General features: G+C 32.9%; 20 protein-coding genes. 13 read left to right on the forward strand and 7 right to left on the reverse strand.

The window, feature by feature from the left end:
• Positions 1-10 precede the first annotated feature (10 nt).
• The gene (locus Q0739_RS05815; protein ID WP_298237767.1) at positions 11-3,682 is read left to right on the forward strand and encodes a metallophosphoesterase; all 3,672 of its coding nucleotides are present in this window, start codon (positions 11-13) and stop codon (positions 3,680-3,682) included.
• Positions 3,683-3,703: 21 nt separating this feature from the next.
• On the opposite strand, the gene Q0739_RS05820 is transcribed toward Q0739_RS05815, so the two are convergent.
• Positions 3,704-4,495 (reverse strand): hypothetical protein, encoded by a 792-nt coding sequence (locus Q0739_RS05820; protein ID WP_298237768.1) that lies wholly within the window; start codon positions 4,493-4,495, stop codon positions 3,704-3,706.
• 66 nt (positions 4,496-4,561) lie between these two features.
• Here Q0739_RS05820 and Q0739_RS05825 point away from each other — a divergent pair, with 66 nt between their 5' ends.
• From Q0739_RS05825 to Q0739_RS05860, 8 genes are all read left to right on the forward strand, one after another.
• Complete coding sequence (locus tag Q0739_RS05825) at positions 4,562-5,248, forward strand: glycerophosphodiester phosphodiesterase family protein (protein ID WP_298237769.1); 687 nt, start codon at positions 4,562-4,564, stop codon at positions 5,246-5,248.
• The gene (locus Q0739_RS05830) at positions 5,245-6,468 is read left to right on the forward strand and encodes an NAD(P)/FAD-dependent oxidoreductase (protein ID WP_298237770.1); all 1,224 of its coding nucleotides are present in this window, start codon (positions 5,245-5,247) and stop codon (positions 6,466-6,468) included. Before Q0739_RS05825 ends, Q0739_RS05830 begins: the two co-directional genes overlap by 4 nt.
• A gap of 37 nt (positions 6,469-6,505) precedes the next feature.
• Positions 6,506-6,904, forward strand: coding sequence for an endonuclease domain-containing protein (locus Q0739_RS05835; RefSeq protein WP_298237771.1), 399 nt, complete (start codon positions 6,506-6,508; stop codon positions 6,902-6,904).
• Between the two features lie 111 nt (positions 6,905-7,015).
• A complete protein-coding gene (locus tag Q0739_RS05840) occupies positions 7,016-7,549 on the forward strand; it encodes a DUF1697 domain-containing protein (RefSeq protein WP_298237772.1) in 534 nt (177 codons plus the stop codon).
• Between the two features lie 5 nt (positions 7,550-7,554).
• A complete protein-coding gene (locus tag Q0739_RS05845; protein WP_298237773.1) occupies positions 7,555-8,664 on the forward strand; it encodes a diphosphomevalonate decarboxylase in 1,110 nt (369 codons plus the stop codon).
• A gap of 27 nt (positions 8,665-8,691) precedes the next feature.
• On the forward strand, positions 8,692-9,621 hold the full coding sequence (locus Q0739_RS05850) for a mevalonate kinase (RefSeq protein WP_298237774.1): 930 nt from the start codon (positions 8,692-8,694) through the stop codon (positions 9,619-9,621).
• A 55-nt stretch (positions 9,622-9,676) separates the two neighbouring features.
• On the forward strand, positions 9,677-10,579 hold the full coding sequence (locus Q0739_RS05855) for a geranylgeranylglycerol-phosphate geranylgeranyltransferase (RefSeq protein ID WP_298237775.1): 903 nt from the start codon (positions 9,677-9,679) through the stop codon (positions 10,577-10,579).
• Positions 10,580-10,643: 64 nt separating this feature from the next.
• Positions 10,644-11,486, forward strand: a complete 843-nt coding sequence (locus Q0739_RS05860; protein WP_298237776.1) for a pseudouridine synthase — start codon at positions 10,644-10,646, stop codon at positions 11,484-11,486.
• Here Q0739_RS05860 and Q0739_RS05865 read toward each other — a convergent pair.
• The gene (locus Q0739_RS05865; protein WP_298237777.1) at positions 11,483-12,877 is read right to left on the reverse strand and encodes a mannosyltransferase; all 1,395 of its coding nucleotides are present in this window, start codon (positions 12,875-12,877) and stop codon (positions 11,483-11,485) included. The genes Q0739_RS05860 and Q0739_RS05865 overlap by 4 nt on opposite strands.
• Before the next feature lie 117 nt (positions 12,878-12,994).
• On the opposite strand from Q0739_RS05865, the gene ggt reads away from it, so the two are divergent.
• The gene (gene ggt / locus Q0739_RS05870; protein ID WP_298237778.1) at positions 12,995-14,683 is read left to right on the forward strand and encodes a gamma-glutamyltransferase; all 1,689 of its coding nucleotides are present in this window, start codon (positions 12,995-12,997) and stop codon (positions 14,681-14,683) included.
• A gap of 24 nt (positions 14,684-14,707) precedes the next feature.
• On the opposite strand, the gene Q0739_RS05875 is transcribed toward ggt, so the two are convergent.
• From Q0739_RS05875 to Q0739_RS05895, 5 genes are read right to left on the reverse strand one after another with little or no spacing between them, the layout of a single operon-like run.
• Positions 14,708-16,198 carry a cellulose synthase family protein gene (locus Q0739_RS05875; RefSeq protein ID WP_298237779.1) on the reverse strand — a complete coding sequence of 497 codons (1,491 nt, stop codon included), beginning with the start codon at positions 16,196-16,198 and terminating at the stop codon, positions 14,708-14,710.
• The gene (locus Q0739_RS05880; RefSeq protein WP_298237780.1) at positions 16,195-16,887 is read right to left on the reverse strand and encodes a glycosyltransferase family 2 protein; all 693 of its coding nucleotides are present in this window, start codon (positions 16,885-16,887) and stop codon (positions 16,195-16,197) included. The genes Q0739_RS05875 and Q0739_RS05880 overlap by 4 nt, the downstream gene beginning before the upstream one ends.
• On the reverse strand, positions 16,884-17,267 hold the full coding sequence (locus Q0739_RS05885; RefSeq protein ID WP_298237781.1) for a hypothetical protein: 384 nt from the start codon (positions 17,265-17,267) through the stop codon (positions 16,884-16,886). The genes Q0739_RS05880 and Q0739_RS05885 overlap by 4 nt, the downstream gene beginning before the upstream one ends.
• 34 nt (positions 17,268-17,301) lie before the next feature.
• Complete coding sequence (locus Q0739_RS05890; protein WP_298237782.1) at positions 17,302-18,891, reverse strand: 4Fe-4S dicluster domain-containing protein; 1,590 nt, start codon at positions 18,889-18,891, stop codon at positions 17,302-17,304.
• A gap of 2 nt (positions 18,892-18,893) precedes the next feature.
• A complete protein-coding gene (locus Q0739_RS05895) occupies positions 18,894-20,192 on the reverse strand; it encodes an FAD-dependent oxidoreductase (RefSeq protein ID WP_298237783.1) in 1,299 nt (432 codons plus the stop codon).
• 203 nt (positions 20,193-20,395) lie between these two features.
• Here Q0739_RS05895 and Q0739_RS05900 point away from each other — a divergent pair, with 203 nt between their 5' ends.
• The 3 genes from Q0739_RS05900 (at position 20,396) to Q0739_RS05910 (ending at position 23,612) form a co-directional block, all read left to right on the forward strand.
• Complete coding sequence (locus Q0739_RS05900; RefSeq protein ID WP_298237784.1) at positions 20,396-21,109, forward strand: DUF547 domain-containing protein; 714 nt, start codon at positions 20,396-20,398, stop codon at positions 21,107-21,109.
• Positions 21,110-21,188: 79 nt separating this feature from the next.
• Positions 21,189-22,190 carry a glycoside hydrolase gene (locus Q0739_RS05905; protein ID WP_298237785.1) on the forward strand — a complete coding sequence of 334 codons (1,002 nt, stop codon included), beginning with the start codon at positions 21,189-21,191 and terminating at the stop codon, positions 22,188-22,190.
• Positions 22,191-22,334: 144 nt separating this feature from the next.
• Positions 22,335-23,612: a POTRA domain-containing protein gene (locus tag Q0739_RS05910; RefSeq protein ID WP_298237786.1), complete on the forward strand. Its 1,278-nt coding sequence runs from the start codon at positions 22,335-22,337 to the stop codon at positions 23,610-23,612.
• The last annotated feature ends 249 nt before the right edge of the window (positions 23,613-23,861 follow it).

A 23,861-nucleotide genomic window follows, 5' to 3' on the forward strand; every position in this document is an offset into this window, starting at 1 on the left:
CCACCAACCAATGAAATTTCAAAAAAGAGCAATATTAGTCGCCCTTATATTTATACTAAATGCCTGCGCTACATATAATCTGCAGTATAAGGATAAGACTGTACAGTCCAATTTTCCAGATAAAACAATTAAGCATTCATTTTATCTCATTGGAGATGCGGGAATAGCAGGAGATTCTAAATCTTCTAGCGCTATAACTAGTTTTAAAGCCGAACTTTCAAAAGCTTCTAAAAATAGCACTGTTATTTTTTTAGGTGATAATATTTACCCCAAGGGCTTACCTAAAAAAGGAGAAGAAGGTCGTGTTCAGGCAGAAAACCAACTCAATACGCAAATTGATGCAGTCAAAGATTTTGAAGGTGAGACAATTTTCATTCCTGGAAATCATGATTGGTATAGCAATGGATTAAAAGGTTTAAAACGTCAAGAAAAATATATTGAAGATGCGCTTGGAAAAAACACCTTTTTACCTGAAGATGGTTGCCCAATTGAAAAAGTTGAGATTGCTAAGAACATTGTTTTGATTATAGTTGATTCAGAATGGTATATGACCAATTGGGATAAACATCCAACTATTAATGACGATTGCGATATAAAAACAAGACAAAAGTTTTTTGATGAGTTGGAAGGTGAAATAAAAAAAGCGCGTGGTAAAACCACCATTATAGCGCTTCATCATCCTATGTTTACAAATGGCTCTCATGGTGGACAATACTCTTTTGGAAGCCATATGTCTCCAATTCCTGTTCTTGGAACTTTAAAGAATTTAATTAGAAAAACGGGTGGCATAATAACAGTAGATGATCAAAATAAGCGTTACAACGAATTTAGAAAACGTGTTATTACATTGTCTCAAGAGAATGATAAAACAATTTTTGTTTCTGGTCACGACCATAACCTGCAATATATTATAGAAGATAATCTACCACAAATTGTAAGTGGATCTGGCTCTAAAACCAACCCTACCAGAAATGTAGGTGGTGGTCAATTTTCGTATGGTGCTCCTGGTTATGCTCGATTAGATGTGTTTAAAGATGGATCGTCTCATGTTCGTTTTTATGCTGATGATAAAGTGGTTTTTCAAACGCAAGTACTTAAAGAAGACGATAAAAAAGTATTTAATACCTATCCAACATCTTACCCAACTAATAAAACCGCTTCAATTTATACAGATGATGAAACTACCAAAGGAGGATTATATAAAATGTTCTGGGGAGATCGATATCGTGAAGATTTTAGCACTAAAGTTAGTGCCCCTACTGTAGATTTAGATACTCTATTTGGCGGACTAAGAGTCATTAGAAAAGGAGGCGGTCATCAATCAAAATCATTACGTTTTAAAGATAAGAAGGGACGGGAATATGTTATGCGCGCATTGCGGAAAAATGCTGTTCAATATTTACAAGCGGTAGCATTTAAGGATCAATATATTGAGGGGCAGTTCAATGATACTTATACAGAAGGGCTGTTGCTAGATGTCTTTACTGGGGCACACCCGTATGCGCCATTCACTATCGGAAAATTATCTGATGCGGTAGGTGTTTATCACACCAATCCAGTGTTGTATTATGTGCCTAAACAAAATGCTTTGGGACATTTCGCTAGTGAGTTTGGAGATGAATTATATATGATTGAAGAACGTACAGATTCAGGTCATGGTGATAAAGCAAGTTTTGGATTTTCAGATGAACTAATTAGTACCGACGATGTCTTAAAAAAGTTAAATAAAGATGAAGATTTTGTGTTAGATGAAGCATCTTATATTCGTGCGCGCTTATTCGATATGCTCATTGGCGATTGGGATAGACATGAAGACCAATGGCGATGGGCAGAATTTAATGAAGATGAAAAAAAGATATACCGACCTGTACCTCGTGATCGCGATCAAGCTTTTTCCATTATGGCCGATGGCGCCTTATTGAGTTTAGCAACTAAAATTGTGCCTTCGCTGCGTTTGATGCAAAGCTATGATGAAGAATTAAAGAGTCCAAAATGGTTTAATTTAGAACCGTACCCTTTAGATATGGCACTTATCAATCAATCAAATAAGCAAGTTTGGGACGCGCAAGTTACACGCATTGTAGAAGGCTTAACGAATAATGTGATAGATGAAGCATTTAAAAATTTTCCGCCAGAAGTGAATCAAAATTCTATTCAAGAAATTAAACGAAAGCTTATTGGAAGACGTGCAAATCTTCAAAAGATATCCGATGCCTATTACGATCACATTAATAAATACGCAGTTGTTAAAGGAACAAATAAAGATGATTGGTTCGATATTGAGCGTTTGCCAAATGGTGCTACTAAAGTAAGTGCTTATAGAATAAAGAAAGGAGAAAAAGCAGATATGTTTCATAGTAGAACATATACCTGCGAGCATACTAAAGAAGTTTGGGTATACGGTTTAGATGATGATGATCGGTTTGAAGTTTTTGGAGTAGGTGATAAACTTATTAAAATACGATTAATAGGTGGACAAAATAAAGACGTTTACAACATTACAAACGGAAAGAAACTTAAAATTTACGATCATAAATCGAAATCTAACGAATTTGTTACTAACAAAGGGAGTAAGAAGCTTACAGATAATTACGAAACCAATGTTTACGATTACAAGAAGTTAAAAAATAGCTCAAATCAGTTTGTGCCATCTTTGGGTGCAAATCCAGATGATGGATTTAAAATTGGTTTTGTAAACACCATTACTAACTATGGTTTTGAACGTAATCCGTTTAGTTCGCAACATACATTATCTGCAGCTTATTATTTTGCTACTAGCGGTTTCGATTTGGGTTATCATGCAGAATTTGCAAATGTTGTTGGACATTGGAATTTAAGTATTGATACTAAATTCACAAGTCCAAATTACGCGGTTAACTTTTTTGGATTTGGTAACGAAACCATCAATCCAGAAGCCGAAGATGGCGATAATTTCGATTTAGACTATAACCGTGTAAAGCTAAGAACTTTTAAAGTATCACCAGCGTTAACCTGCAGAGGTGACTTAGGGTCTACCTTGAGGATAGGACTGTCTTATGAATCGAATGAAGTCGATAAAACATCTGGAAGATTTGTTGATATGCTGGGAGTCTTACCAACATCTGTATTCGATAAACAAGATTTTTATGGTGTAGATGCCAAGTACCAATATGCAAATTCAGATAATGAGGCTTTTCCAACGCTGGGGATGTTGTTTGCAATTCAAACAGGATATAAAAATAATGTAAGCACGTCTAAAGGTTTTGGTTATATTATTCCAGAATTGGCCTTCGATTATAAACTTATACCAAGCGGACAATTGGTGCTAGCAACCAAACTAAAAGGGCATGTTAATTTGGGTGATGATTTCGAGTTTTATCAAGGTGCCAGTTTAGGAGCAAACAATGGTTTACGAGGTTATAGAAATGAGCGTTTTGTAGGTAATTCTGCTTTTGTGCAAAGCACAGATGTACGCATAAATCTTCGTCAGGTTAAAACAGGCCTATTACCACTTAATATAGGTATTTATGGTGGTATAGATTATGGTCGTGTGTGGTTAGATGGCGAAGATTCCGATAAATGGAACAACTCTTTTGGAGGCGGTATTTTTGCCAATGCCGCAGATATGATAACTCTTAATTTATCAGCATTTAATAGTAATGATGGGTTGCGTTTAGCCTTTAGAATGGGGTTTGGGTTTTAAAAAAAGCTTCGTAATATTCAACTACAGTTTAAACTCATACAAATTCCCACCATCGCCTTTGGTTTTTTCATCAGTAATATAAACTGTTTTGGCATCCTTAAAGCAAATGCCTTCTTTTTGAGAATTATGGTCGAATTTTAATTCTTGTATGTTGCCTTTAAAGAAATTATCATCTTTAAACCCTGTAATTTCCCACAGTTTGTTATGATTTAAGAGGACTATGGTTTTACCATTATCGCTTATAGCTGCCGAGGTAATTCTATGGTTCTTACCTTCTAAGTTAAATTTTTTAAGTAACGTTGCTTTGTGTAATCCAATTTCATTGGGTACTTTAAAAACCATACTCGATTTGTTTTCTTTACTAAACAGGTAGAAAAAATCTTTGTAAAGAAAAAAGCTTTCAAAATCTTTTGGTTTAACGCCTTTTGGTAAAACAAAATTTATACGTTCTGCGTTGGTTTTATTTGCCTTCAAATCCGAAACTTTATAAATGGTGAAATCGTCTCTATTTTTACTATTGTTGCCAAAGTCGCCAATGTAGAGATTTCCTTGTTTGTCGGAGGTTAAATCTTCCCAATCAATATTACTGGAATTACTAATATCTACATCTTTTACAATGTTTCCTTTTAAATCTAAACCGTAAATATTGTTTTTGTTTCCAGAATCTTCAATCGTCCAAAGTAAGTTGGAATTCTCAACTTTTTCAATAGCAGAAGCTTCTTTTAAACTAGATGGTAAATCGGCGATAACATGCAATTTTCTAGTGCCGCAACTAGAAATAATTAAAAAAAATAGTGATAGAATTTTATTCATTTTAGGCAATCAAATTTTATAGTGCTAAATTTACACAGATAATATTTACTTTTTTATAATTCATAAATGAATTTACCTGTTTTAAAAATTGGCCACAGAGGCGTAAAAGGGCACGTTGCAGAGAACACTTTAGCATCCATAAAAAAAGCTTTACAATTAGGTGTTGATGGCATCGAGATTGATGTACATCGCTGTGCTTCAGGAGAGTTAGTTGTTTTTCATGATTTTACTTTAGATAGAATGACCGATGGAACTGGAGAAATTTCAAAATTTACCTATAGAGAATTAAAGAAATTGAAGACAAAAGGGAATTATGAAATCCCCACTTTAGCACAAGTTTTAACTTTAGTTGAAAACAAATGTTTGCTTAATGTTGAATTAAAAGGCCATGGTACAGCAAAGGAAGCCGCTAGAATACTAACTTTTTATGTAGAAAAAAAAGGATGGGATTATAGCAATTTGCTAGTTTCCAGTTTTGAAAAAGACTTATTAGAAGCGGTTTTTAGCATAAACAAGAACATACCTCTTGGAGTACTAACAGATAGTAGTATAGAGCGTGCCGTTACCTTTGCAAAAAAGGTTAACGCAGTTGCTATTCATCCAGATTATACCATGCTTACAGCAGAAATTGTAGAAGAACTAAAACAAAATTACAAGGTGTTTGCTTTTACAGTCAATAATTTAAAACCCTTGGCACGAATTAAATCGTATGGTGTAGACGGTATTATCTCCGATTACCCAGATAGAATATGATTCGTAAAGATGTCATCATTATTGGTGGTGGGGCAGCAGGTTTCTTTGCTGCAATTAATATCGCTGAGCAAAACCCTAGTTTAAAAGTTGCGATTCTGGAACGCGGAAAAGAAGGATTAACCAAAGTAAAAATATCTGGTGGCGGTCGTTGTAATGTAACACATGCCGAATTTATTCCGCAAGAATTAATTTTGAATTATCCGCGGGGCGAAAAAGAATTGTTAGGTCCTTTTCATCAATTTATGACAGGAGATACCATTGAATGGTTTGAAAAACGAGGCGTTGCTTTGAAGATTGAAGATGATGGTAGAATGTTTCCTGTTTCTAATTCATCTCAAACCATTATCGATTGTTTTTTAAGTGAAGCTGAAAAATACGGAGTTGAAGTGCTATATAATCATTCCGTTAGAACGGTTGAGAAACCTGATAGCATTTTTAAAATTGAAACAACACAAGGCGACTTTTCTTCTGAAAAACTTTTGGTAGCCACAGGAAGCAACCCTAAAATCTGGAATATTCTGGAACATTTAGGGCATACTATTTCTCAACCCGTGCCTTCTTTGTTTACATTTAATATTCAAGATAATCGAATTAAAGACATTCCAGGAGTTGTAGCAAAAAATATTGAAGTTCAAGTTTTAGACACCAATTTATGGAGCGAAGGACCGTTGCTAATTACACATTGGGGAATGAGTGCACCATCGATTTTAAAACTGTCAGCATTTGGAGCCTTAGAATTAGCAAATAGAGATTACAAGTTTGAAATAGAAATTAATTTTATCAAGCAGTCTTTTGAAAACTGTATGGAAACCTTAAAAGCATTAAAACAAGATTTAGCTAAAAAAACGGTTTATAAATCTACACAATTCGATTTACCGAAAAGACTTTGGCATAAATTGGTTATAGCATCTAGTATGCATGAGGACACCAGATGGGCAGATTTAAATAAAACACAATTAGAAAATTTAGCCAATCAACTTACCCAAGCCGTTTTTAGTGTGGATGGGAAGAGTACTTTTAAGGAAGAGTTTGTAACTGCTGGAGGTGTGAATCTTAAGGAGGTTAATTTTAAAACTTTTGAAAGCAAGAAAATTGAAAACTTATATTTTGCAGGCGAAGTTTTAAATATTGATGCCGTTACAGGCGGATTTAATTTTCAAAATGCTTGGACAGGTGCTTATATTGCAGCTAAAAATATCTCACAACAGTTTGCCCTCTAAAAAGAGGGGATTAAGGGGGTGTGTCGAAAGAACAAATATGAAAATCTACTACAATCCAAAACTTAAGGAACTAGCAAGACAACTTCGAAACAGTTCCACCAAATCGGAGATAAAACTTTGGACGTATTTAAGGAGAGACCAAATGCATGGTTACGATTTTCATCGGCAGAAGCCAATTGATGAATATATTGTTGATTTCTTTTGTAATAAACTACAATTAGTGATTGAATGCGATGGTTATTCTCATGAAATACAAGAGGTTTATGAAAAGGATTTGAAAAAAACGAAGCGTTTAAATGAATTAGGTATTTATGTTTTGAGGTTTTCAGATTTCCAAATAATGAATGATGTTGATAATGTAATTAGAGCTATTGAAGATTATATTTTTAGATTTGAAGCAAATGATTTTACACCTCCCTTACTCCCTCCTTGTTAGGAGGGAAACATATATTTTTTTAAATGAAAAATTAAAATTTAAAGAATATCTCACAACAGTTTCCTCTCTAACAAGAGGGGAGTAAGGGGTGTGTATTTAAAAGATAAAAAGATGAACACATATATCGCACTTTTAAGAGGTATAAATGTAAGTGGGCAAAAGAAAATACCAATGGCTGATCTGCGTGTGGTTCTGGCTGAAATCGGATTGAAAGATGTTCAGACTTATATTCAAAGTGGGAATGTAATATTTGAATCTTCCCAGAGTGATAAATTAAAATTACAATCTAAAATTCATAATGCAATCAAATCTCATTTTGGCTTTGAAGTCCCTATTTTAGTTAAAACACCTCTTGAATTACAGCAAATATTTGATAACTCTCCGTTTCCAGAAGAAAGTAAAATAAACAGTTATTTTATGATGCTGTATACCATTCCAGATAAGGTTTTAGTTGATGAGGTAAATAAAATATCATACCCAAATGAAGAATTTAAAATAGCAAATAGTTGTGTTTATTTTTATAGTTCGGTAGGTTATGGAAAAGCTAAACTTGGTAATAATTTTTTCGAAAGAAAATTAAAAGTTACCGCAACGGCAAGAAACTATAAAACAATGCTAAAGTTATTATCTTTGTCGGCAGAATAATTAGTATGATAGAAAAAGATTTTATTTCAAATCCTTATAAAAAATCAATAGAAAATGGAAGTTTCACTTGGTCTTCGCCAAGTAATATCGCCTTAGTTAAATATTGGGGTAAAAAAGAAAACCAAATTCCAGAGAATCCATCGATAAGCTTTACTCTTAATAATTGCAAAACCACCACAACTGTTAGTTTTTCTAAAAAGCAATTAAATACAGATTTTTCGTTAGAGGTTTTTTTAGATGGACAACTAAAGACCGATTTTAAGCCGAAGATTCTAACTTTCTTTAACCGAATTGAAACCTATTTACCTTTTTTAAAAGACTATCATTTTAAAATAGAAACATCCAATACGTTTCCTCACAGTTCAGGAATAGCTTCTTCTGCTTCGGGTATGAGTGCTTTGGCATTGTGTTTAATGAGTATTGAAAAAGAGTTAATTAAATCTAGTGTCATTCCGAGCGCAGTCGAGGAATCTCACAATGAAGATTTCTTTATAAAAAAAGCATCATTTTTAGCAAGATTAGGTTCAGGAAGTGCATGTAGAAGTTTGGAAGGAGATATAGTGGTTTGGGGAAAGCACGATACCATAGAAGGTAGTTCAGATTTATTTGGAGTTAAATACCCATATGAGATACATAATAATTTTAAAAATTATCAGGATACCATTTTATTAGTAGACAAAGGAGAAAAGCAAGTGAGTAGCAGTGTTGGTCATAATTTAATGTATGGGCATCCGTTCGCACAAAAACGCTTTAAGCAGGCAAATAAAAACCTTTCGAATGTTGTGTCTATTCTAAAAAAAGGTAGTTTAGATGCCTTTATAGCATTGGTTGAAAGCGAAGCATTAACCTTGCACGCTATGATGATGACTAGTATGCCTTATTTTATTTTAATGAAACCAAACACATTAGAAATTATTAATAAAATTTGGTCTTATAGAGAGAAAACAAACTCGAAACTTTGTTTTACATTGGATGCGGGAGCAAATGTACATGTGCTATATCCAGAAAGTGAAACTAAGACATGTCTAGAATTCATTCAAAATGAATTAGTTGCATATTGCCAAAATGGACAGTATATTTGTGACAGAATTGGTTTTGGAGCAAAACAGTTGTAACTTTATATTCCAAATCAAAATTGCTAAATGAAAGGACCGCTTTTTTATTCAAAAATATTACTCTTCGGCGAGTATGGTATTATCAAGGATTCCAAGGGTTTATCAATTCCTTATAACTTTTATAATGGTGCTTTAAAATTAGATGAAAGTTCTTCAGAACGCGTTAAACAATCTAATGAAAGCTTAAAGCAATTTGCGAAATATTTATTGACTATCGATTCAAGTTTGGTTGAGTTTGATAGTAAACAACTTAGCGTAGATGTTAAAAAAGGCATGTACTTTGATTCATCCATACCTCAAGGATATGGAGTTGGAAGTAGTGGTGCTTTAGTCGCAGCTATTTATGATAAGTATGCAAAAAATAAAATTACAGTTTTAGAAAATTTAACTAGAGAAAAACTTCTAAAGTTGAAAAGTATTTTTTCTGCAATGGAATCTTTTTTTCATGGTAAATCTTCTGGTTTAGATCCTTTAAATAGTTACTTGAGTATTCCTATTCTTATTAATTCTAAAGATAATATAGAAGCTACGGGTATTCCATCTCAAAATATTGAAGGGAAAAACGCTGTGTTTTTAATAGATAGCGGTATTATTGGCGAAACAGCACCAATGGTTGGTCTTTTTATGGAAAACATGAAACAGGAAGGGTTTCGTAATATGTTGAAAGACCAGTTTATAAAACATACCGATGCTTGTGTTGAAGACTTTTTAAAGGGCAATATAAAATCGTTGTTTAAAAACACAAAGCAATTGTCTAAAATCGTACTAAGTCATTTTAAGCCTATGATTCCAAAACAGTTTCATGAACTTTGGAAAAAAGGATTAGATACTAACGAGTATTACTTGAAACTTTGTGGATCAGGTGGTGGCGGTTATATTTTAGGTTTTACCGAGGATATAGATAGAGCGAAACTAGCGCTTAAAGATTATAAATTAGAAGTCGTTTATAACTTTTAATCTTCATTTTGTACATTGCTGAAATAGTTTCAGGTTCTGATTAAAATAATATTTTATGTTAAGCAGAAAACACAAGCATGTTCTACTTAAGTTTTTTAGTATGTTTTCTGTGGTTCGGGGATACAACATCTTAATAGTAGTTCTAGCTCAATATCTTACTTCTATTTATATTTTGGCGCACGATAAGCCTTTGAGAGAAGTTCTTTTTGATGTTAATTTATTTATGATTGTACTTGCATCTTCGGCAACTATAGCTGGAGGGTATATTATCAATAATTTTTACGACTCAGAAAAGGATTTAATTAATAGACCAATTAAATCGAGGTTAGATAAATTAGTTAGTCAGAATACTAAGCTTTCATTTTATTTTGTGCTTAACTTTATTGCTGTTGTTATGGCAAGCTATGTGTCATTTAAAGCTGTTATCTTTTTTTCATGCTATATTTTTGGAATATGGTTTTATTCACATAAACTAAAGCGTTTGCCTTTTATTGGTAACTTAACTTCGGCTGTTTTAACCATAACGCCATTTTTTGCCATTTTTATGTATTACAAGAATTTCGAGACAGTTATTTTTGTTCATGCGGTGTTTTTATTTCTCATGATTTCTATGCGAGAACTAACAAAAGATTTAGAAAATATAAAAGGAGATTTAGCACAAGACTATAAAACAATTCCTGTTGTTTATGGAGAGAAGGTTTCTAAAATTATGCTAACAGTTTTATTGCTTTTAACAGTTATACCAACATACTTACTTCTTTTTAATTTTGAAATAGGATATATGTTTATATATTTCTATTTCTGCATTGCTCTATTGTTTGTTTTTATTTTTGTTCTATGGAAATCTAATACAAAAACTCATTATTTAATACTTCATAATATTTTAAAATTCATCATTGTTGCTGGTGTTTTCTGTATCGTTCTTATAAATGTTGATTTGGTGCTAAATAGAATTTAACAAAATTGCTGTTCAAAAACGCCAATCGTAATTTTAACTATATCTTTGCAGCAAAATTAGAGTGATGAGTAAACAACAAGGCGGACAGAGAAAAGGGAAAACTTTAGATAAAGGTTCTAAGAAAAACTTTAAAAAAAGTTTTACTAAAGGTAGTACACCATATAAAAAAGCTGAACCTAAATTAAAAAACCTATCAAATCCAGATGAGATTCGTTTAAATAAATATGTAGCTAATTCGGGGATGTGTTCACGACGCGAAGCAGATGTACATATAGCAACAGGTTTAGTTTCTGTAAACGGAAAAGTGATTACAGAAATGGGTTACAAAGTTAAGTTAGGTGACGAAGTGAGGTATGATGGCGCTAGAATCAATCCTGAAAAGAAAGCATACGTATTACTTAATAAGCCAAAAGGGTTTGCTACAACCACTAGCGAGGGTAAGGGAAGAACCGTTATGGATTTAGTAGCCAATGCTACCAATTCAAAAATAAAACCTATAGGACGCTTAGGTAGAAATTCTAAAGGTTTATTGTTATTTACAAACGATGATGCCATTGCAAATAAGTTTACCAACTCTAAAAATGGTGTAGCACGATTGTTTCATATAGAATTAGATAAAAACCTTAAGCTGGAAGATTTGAAAAAAATCCAAAATGGATTTAAAGTTGAAGGAAAGTTAATTGAAGTTGAAGAAATAAGTTATATCCATGGTGTTAGCAAAAAAGAAATTGGATTAAAAATTAAGAACACCGGAAACACAATTATTCGTACTATTTTCGAATATTTCAAATACGATATTTTAAGTTTAGATTGTGTTGCTATAGGACATCTTACAAAAAAAGATATTCCTCGAGGTAGTTGGAAACATCTTACAGAGCAGGAATTGAATACACTTAAGATGCTTTAATTTTTAAATGTTAGTTTTTTTTTAAATAAAATTTCCCAAATAAACATAATATAAACAATAGCATATTCAATGGCTATTATCCACAAATTTTCAGATTTATCTGCCTTATCAACGTGTATATAAGCTAAATAGCTGAGTATAATTACGCAACTCCAGACTAACGGGAATTTATATTTTGTAAATATCGATAAAATTAATAGCGTTGCTATATACCAAGGATGCACGGTGGTTGCCGTAAAATAATAGAATGTTAATACGAATAACATACCAGTTATAAGTTCGATAGTTGTTTTGTTTTTCCTAAACAAGCTTAGTGCAATAACAAATAGAATGACAATAATTGCTGTTGTTTTTCCAATTATAGCAATCTCGTTATAGCCTCTAAAAGTGTACCCTATTTCTCTTGCTAAATAATAAAGACTACCATTAAATTCAAAATTTTGAAACCACAGAGCCACAGTTGTTGTGTAGTTATTTATGAATTCTGAAGAATAAAATGGAGCGAAAAGTAAGAGTGTGACTGTGCCAACTATTCCATAAAAACCTATTAGTTTTTTCAAATTTATTAGAGTTGGAATCTTTTTACTCTCGTTTTTAGCTTTAACAAACCACTGAAAAAATAGTGGTAGAAAAATTAACGGAATGAGTTTAACTGAAATTGATAATGCCAAAACAACCGCTGCAAATTGCCATTTTCCTATATGAAGTAAATACAAACTCCAAATTAAAAAGAATATCATGACACCTTCAAAATGAAGGTTACCTGTGAGTTCGATAATTATAAAAGGATTTAATAAATACCAGAAAATGTTATAAGCTGGAATTTGTAATTTCTCTAATAATTTTCTACCAAAATGTAGTGTTCCAAAATCGGCTAAAATTATTAATAAACGTAATACAACAGCCGATCCTAAAATACTTTTGCCTGCAAATATGCCTGCAATCGCAAAGCACAATTGATTAATAGGGGGGTAATTGGTAAAATGACTAGCATTAAGAGTTCCCATACCTTCGCGAAGTTCTTGTGCTTGTTCTACTAGAAGTTGACCCTTAGAAATAAAAGATTCAACTGTTTGTAAATAAGGATTAAAACCTTCTAAAATCATTCTACCATCCCAGATAAATCTATAAAAATCTTGGGATAAATTTGGTATAGCCAAAATAAAAATTGCTCGAAATCCAAAAGCTAAGACGGTAAGTATTTTTAAGTTATGCTTAAGTATTTGCACTAGTTTATAGAATAAGAAGAACAAGGCTACATAGAGCGTAATTAACTTTATATAATCTGTACGCAACAAATCATAAGCAAAAGAGAAATAGAATAGTAAACTAGAGAGTACTAATAGAATTGGTGTTCTGTTTAGTTTTAAGAAAGTAGAATTCAAAAGCATGCTTCAAATATAGTTGTTATTTGTTTGTTGGGTTTCTTAACAAATACTTACTTGATAGTCTTAAATAAAACGAGTAAATTCGTTAAGTCTCCTTCTAATTATTTATAATTCAATTTTATGAAAAAGTATCAATTAGTTTTGTTTTTATTTTGTTCAATTTTATTATGTAATGCTCAAGATAGAATAACTGGAGAGCTTTGGTCTACTCGTTCCGAAATTATTGCCCAAAATGGTATGGTAGCTACCAGCCATCCACTAGCTACACAAGTAGGTTTAGATATCCTGAAAAAAGGAGGGAATGCTATTGATGCAGCCGTTGCAGCTAATGCTGCTTTAGGTTTAATGGAACCTGTAGGTTGCGGAATTGGGGGCGATTTATTTGTCATTCTTTGGGATGCTAAAACCAAAAAATTGTATGGACTTAATGCTAGTGGCCGTTCACCTAAGAACTTGACATTAGAATATTTTGAAAAGAATAAATTAACTAAAATACCCTCTTACGGACCTTTGCCAGTAAGCGTTCCTGGAGTAGTAGATGGCTGGTTTGAATTGCACAATAAATTTGGGTCTTTGCCAATGACAGATATTTTGGAGCCTGCTATTAAATATGCCGAAAATGGATTTCCTCTATCAGAACTTATAGCACATTATTTTAGTTTAAGTGTAAAAAGATTTAAAGCGTCTAATTATCCAAACATTGAGGATAATTATATGATTGATGGACAAATACCAAAAGAAGGAGAAATTTTTAAAAACCCATATTTAGCAAATACCTATCGAAAAATAGCAAATGGCGGAAGAGATGTGTTTTACAAAGGAGATATAGCACAAAAGATAGTAGATTTTATAAAATCTCAAGGCGGCTTTTTATCAATGGATGATTTAAAAAATCATAAAAGCGAATGGGTAGATCCTGTTTCAGTTAATTATAGAGGCTATGATGTTTGGGAATTACCACCGAATGGACAAGGAATTGCTGCTTTGCAAATGTTACAAATTTTAGAAGGATTTGATTTTTCAAATATTGAATTTGGAAGTGCCGAACATCTTCATTTGTTTACAGAAGCAAAAAAACTAGCTTTTGAAGATCGCGCTAAGTACTATGCCGATATGGATTTTGCAAAAGTACCTGTGGAGAGACTAATTTCGGATGATTATGCAAATGAAAGACGAAAATTAATAACTGCTAATGCTTCAAAATATGAAGCAGGCGAAATAAGTGCGGGTGAAACTATTTATTTAACCACTGCCGATAAAGAGGGTAACATGGTTTCTTTTATACAAAGCAATTACCGCGGTATGGGCTCTGGAATGGCACCGCCAAAATTAGGTTTTATGCTTCAAAATAGAGGGGAGTTATTTAATTTAAAACGTGGTTATTTTAATACTTATGAGCCAGGTAAGAGACCTTTTCACACTATTATTCCTGCATTCGTAACAAAAGATGATGAGCCATTTTTAAGCTTTGGCGTTATGGGTGGCGATTTTCAACCTATGGGACATACTCAAATAATTATGAACATTGTTGATTTTGGTATGAATATTCAAGAGGCAGGAGATGCACCACGTTGGAATCATTCTGGTACATCAACACCAACAGGAGAACCAGCAGAAGGCACAGGTACCATTCATATTGAATCTAGAATACCTTATAAAACAGTAAGAGGTTTAATGCAGAAACGGCATAAAGTAGGATTTGGTTTAGGAGGTTATGGGGGTTACCAAGCTATTTTATGGGATGCTAGAAATAAAGTATATAGAGGTGCATCTGAGAGCAGAAAAGATGGGCAGGCTGCTGGTTATTAAATAGAATAATTTTAAACTAAACGTTTAAACTTTCGAAGCCAAAGATTTAAAAAACACATAACCAAAACCCACAAAGAGCATTAAATGAAAAGGAAAGAGGCCAAAATCACCTCCTTGATTACCAACAATAAATGCACTATACATTCCAAACCCAAAATAAAGAGTAAGTAAGCCTTCGAAAATAACATGAACTGAAACAGTTTTTTTCATGTATTTATTGTTTTTCCAATTGTCTTTATATTTACTTATGTTGAATTTTGGCGTTCTAACAAACTCACTTTTTTTACCTAAGTGCCCTTCTAATACAGCTATAGAATTATGAAGAGAAAAGCCCATGGCAATTGAGAAAAACACAAAAAACATCCCGACATATTTTATAAAATTTTTAATGCCGCCTCCATAAATATTCTTGTACATAAACCAGTAACATATAAAAAATATTATACTACTTACAACAAAAAAGCTCATGACATAAAAGTATGGCTTCAAGTGTTCGTATTCATTTTTAATGTAGAGCATAGGAATACTAAAAACACCTACAATAAGTACGTTTAAAAACATGGTACTATTCAGTAAATGTAATATGCCATGTAATTTAGTTTTAGTAGAAATATTTTTACTGTTTACTACCCGACCAAGCATTTTTCTAAAGTTTTCAGCGCCTCCTTTATTCCATCTAAATTGTTGCGAACGAGCTGCACTAATAACCACAGGGAGTTCGGCAGGCGTTTCAACATCTTCTAAGTATTTAAACTTCCAATTTTTTAATTGTGCTCGATAACTTAAATCTAAATCTTCAGTAAGTGTGTCACCTTCCCAGTTTCCAGCGTCTATTATACATTCTTTACGCCATAAACCAGCAGTTCCATTAAAATTAATAAAATGTCCTTTACTGTTTCTTCCTGTTTGTTCTAAAGTAAAATGAGCGTCCAGCGCAAAAGCCTGTATTCTAGTTAGGATGGAATAATTACGATTAATATGTCCCCAACGGGTTTGAACAACACCTATAGATTTATCCTTAAAATAAGGAACTGTTTGTTGTAACCAATTTTTTTTTGGAAGAAAATCGGAGTCAAAAATGGCAACAATTTCTCCTTTGGCAATTTTTAACCCTTCCTTTAAAGCTCCTGCTTTAAAACCAGTACGATTAGTTCTTGTAATATGAACTATATCTAGCCCAGTAGCTTGAAGTTTTTCAATATGTTTGAGAGTTGTTACAATAGTTTCATCAGTAGAATCGTCTAGTACTTGAATTTCCAGCTTGTCTTTTGGGTACTCAATTTTGGCAATATTCTCTAACAAACGTTCCATAACGTACATCTCATTATAAACTGGAAGCTGAATGGTAATATATGGTGTTTCGTCTGGATTATTTAAATTAAACTTTGGGCAATTGTCTTTAATTTTTTTTGAAGACAGGTAGTTAAATAGTAAATTTAATTGCGCCAATGCATACATAAATATGAGTACAAGTGCAACAGAATAAATAATTATGACTACTGTTTCTAAAATCATTTTTTAATGCTGTATTTAAAAATCCAACCTAAAATTTTTATGCCAGCAAATATAGCACCTTTTATCGTACCTGACACTTTTGAAACACCAATTCTATTTCTATAATTTACTGGTATTTCGGTATATGTAAATTTTTGTTTAAGTGCTTTTAGCTGCATTTCTACTGTCCAGCCATAGGTTTTGTCTTCCATATTAAGAGCAAGTAATTTTTGGTATTTAATAGCTCTAAATGGCCCGAGATCTGTAAATCTTGCTCCAAAGAATAATTTCATTAAGTTAGTCGCTAGCCAATTGCCAAATATTTGAGGCTTGGTCATTGAGCCTACTTCTCTTAGTTGTTTGACTCTTGAACCTATTACAAAATCAATATTGTCGTTAATAATAGGTGCCACAATTTTGGTTAATTCTTCTGGGTAGTCGCTGTAGTCTCCATCTAGAAACACAATAATATCTGGTTTATCAGGTTGATTTGAGATATAATTCATTCCTTTTAAACAAGCATATCCGTAACCTCTGTTTGATTCAACTAGAACTGTAGCTCCTGCTTTTTTAGCATTTGTTTCGGTGTTGTCGCTAGAATTGTTACTAACAACAATTATTTCTTCTACTATGTTAGGTATATCACGTATAACTTTTGCTATAGAATCAGCTTCGTTATAGGCAGGAATGATGACTTTTATATGGGTCATATCAAGTCGCTAAGTTTGTTTTCTCTTTTAAAAGATACAAAGGTAGTCCATTCTTTTATTTGTTTCCCGTTTTTATATTTTCTTGCTGAAACTAATTTTTCGTTGTTGTACATCAAGCAGTATCCGTTTTTTTGATTGTTTTCAAGCTGGCATTTATGATTTACTTTTTCCATGTCATCATAAAACAACCACCAATTATTTTTTTTGCCATCAATAAAATGCCCTTCACTATGCTTAGTACCATTTTCTCGGTAAAAGTGCCAATAGTTAATTTTCACACCATTTTCAATCCAGCCTTCAGCCTTTAAATGCCCATTAGCATAATAAACTTTTTTGTATGTTTTTTGGGCATTACTAGTTAAAGTGAATAAGAAAATCATACCGGGGATTAAAATAAGTGACTTCAAAATGTATTTATTTTTTGTTTACCAAATCCATCAAATCAACATCGTTCCCTAATAAAATTTCAGTAGGGTTGATTCGTCCTTCCATACTATCGTTCTCAAGTTTTAAAACACCTCTTGGACATACCGCAGAACAAATACCACAACCTACACAACTAGAACGTACAATGTTTTCTCCTTTCTGGGCATAGTGTCTTACATCTATTCCCATCTCACAACTGTTAGAGCAGTTTCCGCATGAAATACATTGCCCGCCATTGGTTGTAATTCTGAATTTTGAAAACAAACGTTGTTGAAATCCTAATATTGAAGCCATCGGGCAACCAAAACGGCACCAAGAGCGGTTTCCTAAAATAGGGTAAAACCCTGTGCCGATAACTCCTGAAAATATGGATCCAATATATAGGCCATAAGCAGCGCGTAAAGTACTTCCTTTAATATAAAAAACATGATTTGTAGTTCCTGTAAAATGCATAATCAATAATACTGCGATGACTATGAAGAAACCTATTGCTCCGTATTTTGCATCTTTCCCTAATTCTTGTCTTTTAAAGAACATAACACCAGCAAAAACTATACTTAAGAAACCAATAACTAAAGCAATAAAAAGCCCTCTTGTTAGCCAAAAATCATTTTTACTATACCCTAAATAGGTGTAAATCATAGCGGTTGTCATCACAACTGAAAACACTAAAACGGTATGAATTAACCAGCGTTCTAATTTCCAAGCGGACATTTTTTTAGAGGATAATTGCCTGAATGCATCACCCGCAGTTTCAGCTAAACCTCCACAGCCACAAACCCAAGAGCAATACCAGCGTTTTCCGTATTTGTAAGTTAAAATTGGAGAAATCACAAAAATGGAAAGAATACCAAAAACAATTAATGCTAAACCTATATTTCCATTTGAAAGAAATCCTTTTACAGACCATTCATCAAAAATATAGTAGTTAAGTGGCCACATCGATTTTAAATCGTAATACGGTAAATCGTTATTCATTACATACATAAATTCTGGAATCAAAAAGGCAAACCCTAATTGAAAAAACATTACAGAACCCGTGCGTAATTGTTGATAGCGATTATGTCTGTATTTTAATATGAATTTATAGCCGAAAGCTAAAATAGCAACCGTATAAAGTGTTCCGTAAACAAACCATTGACTTGCGGGTCTTCCACTTAATAAGTTGCTTAAGGGGTCGAATAAACTTATTAAACCTGTGTTTTCTGCACCATTTGTTCCTAGCCCTAAATATTTTGGGTAAAAGTATAAAACAATATAAAATGTTGTAAGTATAACGCCAACAATCCACCCCCAAATGCCTCTTGAGGAAACAGATTTAAACCAAACACCATCGTTTTTTATGCCTTCTAATTTGGTTAAGTAGGCGTCTCTAGAATAGATTATTGTACCAAGCGTTATTAGTCCTAAGGCTAGCGTTAAGAATAATCCTTTATTTGGAAAATTGGTATTGAAAAGTGCTAGGGTTAATATAAACAACCCAATAATACCAATGGCTAATGCTATTTTTTGTTTGTTTGAAATATCTGTAGCATCTGGTTTTGCTAAAGCCATACTATGATTTATTTTATTGCTCATGCTTATACGATTTGTAATTGTTTGTTGTAAACTGAAAGGATTTCAGCTTCAAAATAACTATAAAATTCAGGGTCGAAATTTGCTTCAGGGAGATGATTCATCACATAATCAACATCACGTTTTTCAGTAAGCCATCTGTCAAATGTTTCATGTCGCATTCTAATCCCGAAGGTGTTAATGCCTAAAAATGCATTCGTGTTTTTATCATAACAAACGGTAATACATTTGGTGTCATCTTCATGTTTCCAATGAAAATGCCTCTCGTTTTCTCGGGGTTTAGAAAACACCCAACCATAGGTTTGGTATTCAATATCTAGAAATTTAGCAGAGTTAAACCAATGTCCAGGGTTGTATTGAATTCTGTTTCCACAAATGGTTTGTGCTAAAGTTTCCCCCATCATACGCCCTGTGTACCAAACGGCTTCAATAGGTCTGCGTCCATTTATACCTTCATGTTGTTCAGCACAATCGCCAATAGCGTAAACATCGGGACTGTTAGTTTCTAAATAACGATTTACTTTTACGCCTCTACCAGTTTCAATATTTGAATCTTTTATAAAATCAATATTAGGAGATACGCCAGCAGTTAATCCAACCACATCACAATCAATTTCTTCGCCAGTTTCCTGAATGATAATCGATTTTACTTTACCGTTTTCATCTGCTTTAATTTCTTTTAAATTCATGCCCAATCGTAAATCAATATGATGATTTTTTATATGCCTGTTAATCATGGCACTTTCACCTTCGGGCAATACCCCATTCCAAAAGCTATCTTCACGTACTAAAAATGTAACGGGAATGTTTCGAGAGTTTAGCATTTCAGCAAGTTCAATACCAATCAAGCCTCCACCAACAATTACAGCACGTTTACAAATACTATTATTTGGAGCGTATTTTTCAAGGCTTTCCAAATCTTGTTTATGATACATGCCCATAACGCCCTCTAAATCTTGCCCTGGCCATCCAAATTTATTCGGTTTGCTTCCTGTGGCAATAATCAATTTATCGTATTTAAGGGTGTCGCCTGCTGCGAAATGAAGTGTTTTAGATTCGGTTTCAACTTGTTTTACATAACCCTTTTTAAGCTCAATCCTATTCTTCTTCCAAAACCAATTTTCATAAGGTTGTGTATGCTCAAATTTCATGTGTCCCATATAAACATACATGAGTGCTGTTCGAGAAAAGAAGTAATCGGTTTCAGCCGAAACAACGGTGATTTTTTTATCCGAAAGTTTTCTAATATGTCTTGCGGCTGTAACACCAGAAATTCCGTTTCCTATAATAACGATATGCTCCATAATTTTGATTGTATGTGATGTTAGGTCGTAGTTAAAGATAAGAACTTAATACCAGAGCTTTAATTTAGAATAGCTTTAAATTGATTTTCCTTTGTAAGGAATAATGTGAATTTCAGACGAGGAATAATTTTTATTCGTTTTGAAAGTATATCGAAATTTAGCAGACTTAAGCTTTTAGTGAATAGAAATTTAATAAATCAATAATGAAAAAAATCATAATTATCATAATCGTTTTTTCAGGAATTGTTTCCGCTAATGCACAAAGTATAGATGCTTTTTTTAATAAATCGGATGCATTTTTTAAAACAAATGTGTCTAATGGAAAAGTGGCCTATTCTAAGATACACCAAAACTCAAATGCATTAAATGCATTATTAAAAATAGCAGAAGGTATTTCGGTTTCAAAAAATGATGCAAATATATATCAAGCCTTTTGGATTAATGCCTATAATTTAGCTGTAATAAAAGGCATTGTTGATGCTTACCCTACCAAATCGCCTTTAGACCAAAAAGGATTTTTTGATAAAACGCTGTATAATCTAGGAGGTGGTGAAATTACTTTAAATACTATTGAAAATAAGATGTTAAGAGCGCAGTTTAAAGACCCTAGATTTCACTTTGTGTTAGTATGTGGTGCAGTAGGTTGCCCGCCATTAATTAGTGGTGCTTATCTTCCAAATACATTGAATAAACAATTAGAAACACAAACCAGAAAAGCAATTAACGGAAGTTTTATTAAACTAAATTCTAAAAATAAGCAGGTTGCTGTTTCTCAAATTATGGAGTGGTATAAAGAAGATTTTACCATGAATGAGGCAACCGAAATCGATTTTATTAATACTTACCGAACAAATAAAATCCCTAACGATTTTAAAGTAAGTTACTTTCCTTATGATTGGAATTTGAATAAGCAGTAAGCACTGTTTTCTTTTAACACAGGTTTAAGAAGTCGCTTTAGTTTTTATAGTAAATTAGGAGTTTTAATATCATAATAGAATGAAATTAAAGCTCTTAATTTTTTTATGTGTATTTAGTATGTTGTCTTGTACCACACAAACGCCTAAAATTAATGGGGTAAGTTTTGTGGCATCTAGTGAGCGGGTAAATGAAACTCATATTAACCCTATTGTAAATGTAAATGCTAATTATGCAGCAATTATGCCTTTTGGGTTTATAAAAAACTTAGCGCACCCTGAAGTAATTTATAATACTGATAGACAATGGTTTGGTGAAACTAAAGCAGGTGCTGAACAATATATTTCAGAGCTTAGAAATAAGCAGATTAAAATCATGATTAAACCTCAAATTTGGGTTTGGCGAGGTGAGTTTACAGGATTAATAGAAATGAAAAATGAAGCCGATTGGAAAACTTTAGAAGATTCTTATGCAAGTTTCATTTTAGAATATGCAGATTTAGCTAATCAGGTTCAAGCGGAACTTTTTTGTATGGGTACCGAGTTGGAAAAGTTTATTGAAAATAGGCCTAAATTTTGGAATTCTTTAATAAAAAAGATAAAAGCAAAATACAAAGGAAAGCTTACTTATGCAGCAAATTGGGATGAGTTTAAACGAACCCCGTTTTGGAATGATTTAGATTATATTGGCATTGATGCTTATTTTCCTGTGAGCGATAGTAAAACACCAACTGTTGATGAATGTTTGGAGGGCTGGAAAAAACATAAACAAGTGGTTAAAGAGGTCTCTGATAAAAATGCTAAACCTATTTTGTTTACAGAATTTGGATATAGAAGTGTTAATTATTCTGGGAAATCGCCATGGGTTAGCGATAGAAGTATGAGTCAAGTAAATTTAGAAGCTCAAACCAATACAACTCAAGCCTTGTTTGAAACCTTTTGGAAAGAAGAATGGTTTGCGGGTGGTTTTCTTTGGAAGTGGTTTCATAATCATGATAAAGCAGGAGGGAATGACAATTTTATGTTTACACCACAAAATAAGCCTGTAGAAGCTTTGATAAAAAAGCAATATAAATCAAAATAATGTTCTTGTTAAGAATAGAGAATATGGAATAATACGCTTGTTTAGAGTGTCTTATAAACTGTCTGTTTATTAAATCATCAAAATTCAGGAATAAAAGTAATTTCAATTAACTTCATACGTCTAATCTCAAAATTAATAAATAGCATGAGATTGAAATACAGGTTGTTAATCGTTTTAGTATTATTTATAACAGGAGTTTTTGCACAAACTAATGTCATTTCACAAGTAAACATAGAAGGCAATAAAAGAACAAAAACCAGTTTTTTAAAACGATTAGCCTTTGTAAAAGATGGCGCGGTTTTAGACTCTACTAAAATTGCTTCAGATATTAGGCGTTTAAAGTTATTACCATCAGTAGCCAATGTAAGCTATAAAGTAGTACCAGCAAACAATTCTAGGTATCATCTAACATATATTATAGAAGAAAATTTTGCCATCATACCAGGTTTAAATATTTCAACAGATAATAATGGCGAGTTTGCTTATAGAACCTCCATATTCGATTTTAATTTTTTAGGCAGAAACCAAATAATAGGCGGTTTTTATAGCAGAAATGTATTCAATTCTTATGCGGCGTTTTGGGAAGCTCCAAACTTATTCACTCGTAAATTAGGTGTCGGTATAAACTATCAAAATTTAGTATCTCAAGAACCCGTATTTTTTGAAAATGATAACGATGTTAATTATAAGTTTAGCACAAAAGCATTCGAAATAAAATTACAATACGAACCCAATTTTCACAACCGTTTAGAGTTAGGTTTAAACTTATCTTCAGAACATTATAATTATTTAGAAGGCAATTTACAAGCGGGAATTCCAGAACAATTAAAAGCCAATAAAACCGCTATTATAGGCGAGTATGAGTATAATAATATCAATATATTTTACCAGTATCAAAGCGGTTTCAGAAGCCTTTTAACCTACAGATTTGTAACAGGAGCAACGGGCGAAAACGATTTGTTAAACAATTTTTTTATAGGCTGGAACGATTTTGAATATTTCAAAAGAATAGGCAATAAAGGCAATTGGGCAAACAGATTACGACTCGCTTATGCCTCTAATGACGATACCCCATTTGCGCCATTTGCCGTAGATAATCAATTAAATATTAGAGGCGTAGGCAACACCATTGATAGAGGTACAGCGTCCATTGTTTTAAATACAGAATACAGACACACATTATATGAAAAAGGCTGGTTTGTTATACAAAGCAATGCCTTTATAGATGCGGGTTCTTGGAGAAATCCAGGAGAAAATTTAAACGAATTATTCGATGGTAGTACCGTTAAGTTTTATCCAGGATTAGGGCTTCGGTTTATACATAAACGCATATTTAATGCCGTTTTCAGGCTAGATTATGGCTTCGGGGTAGGGAGTGATGCTACAAATGGTCTTGTTTTTGGTATAGGTCAATATTTTTAATCTCTTTTTTTGGGTGTTCCCTACGTTCAAACCTACAAGGTTTTTTTAAACCTTGCAGGAATCACTTCGGTCGGGCTTTCGGCAGTCGCTTTTTTGTGTTGCATAGGTGCAACAACACAAAAAGAGCTTCAACAAATGCCTCAATCCCTAACACACAGATCCGCCATCGCAGTTTATAAACTAAAAACGCAAGATTGTTTGCTAAAAACAGTTCATTAGCAACTTCATTTCGAGAAATAAAATACAGAT

The organism is uncultured Algibacter sp., assembly GCF_947487605.1.
GTDB lineage: Bacteria > Bacteroidota > Bacteroidia > Flavobacteriales > Flavobacteriaceae > Algibacter_D.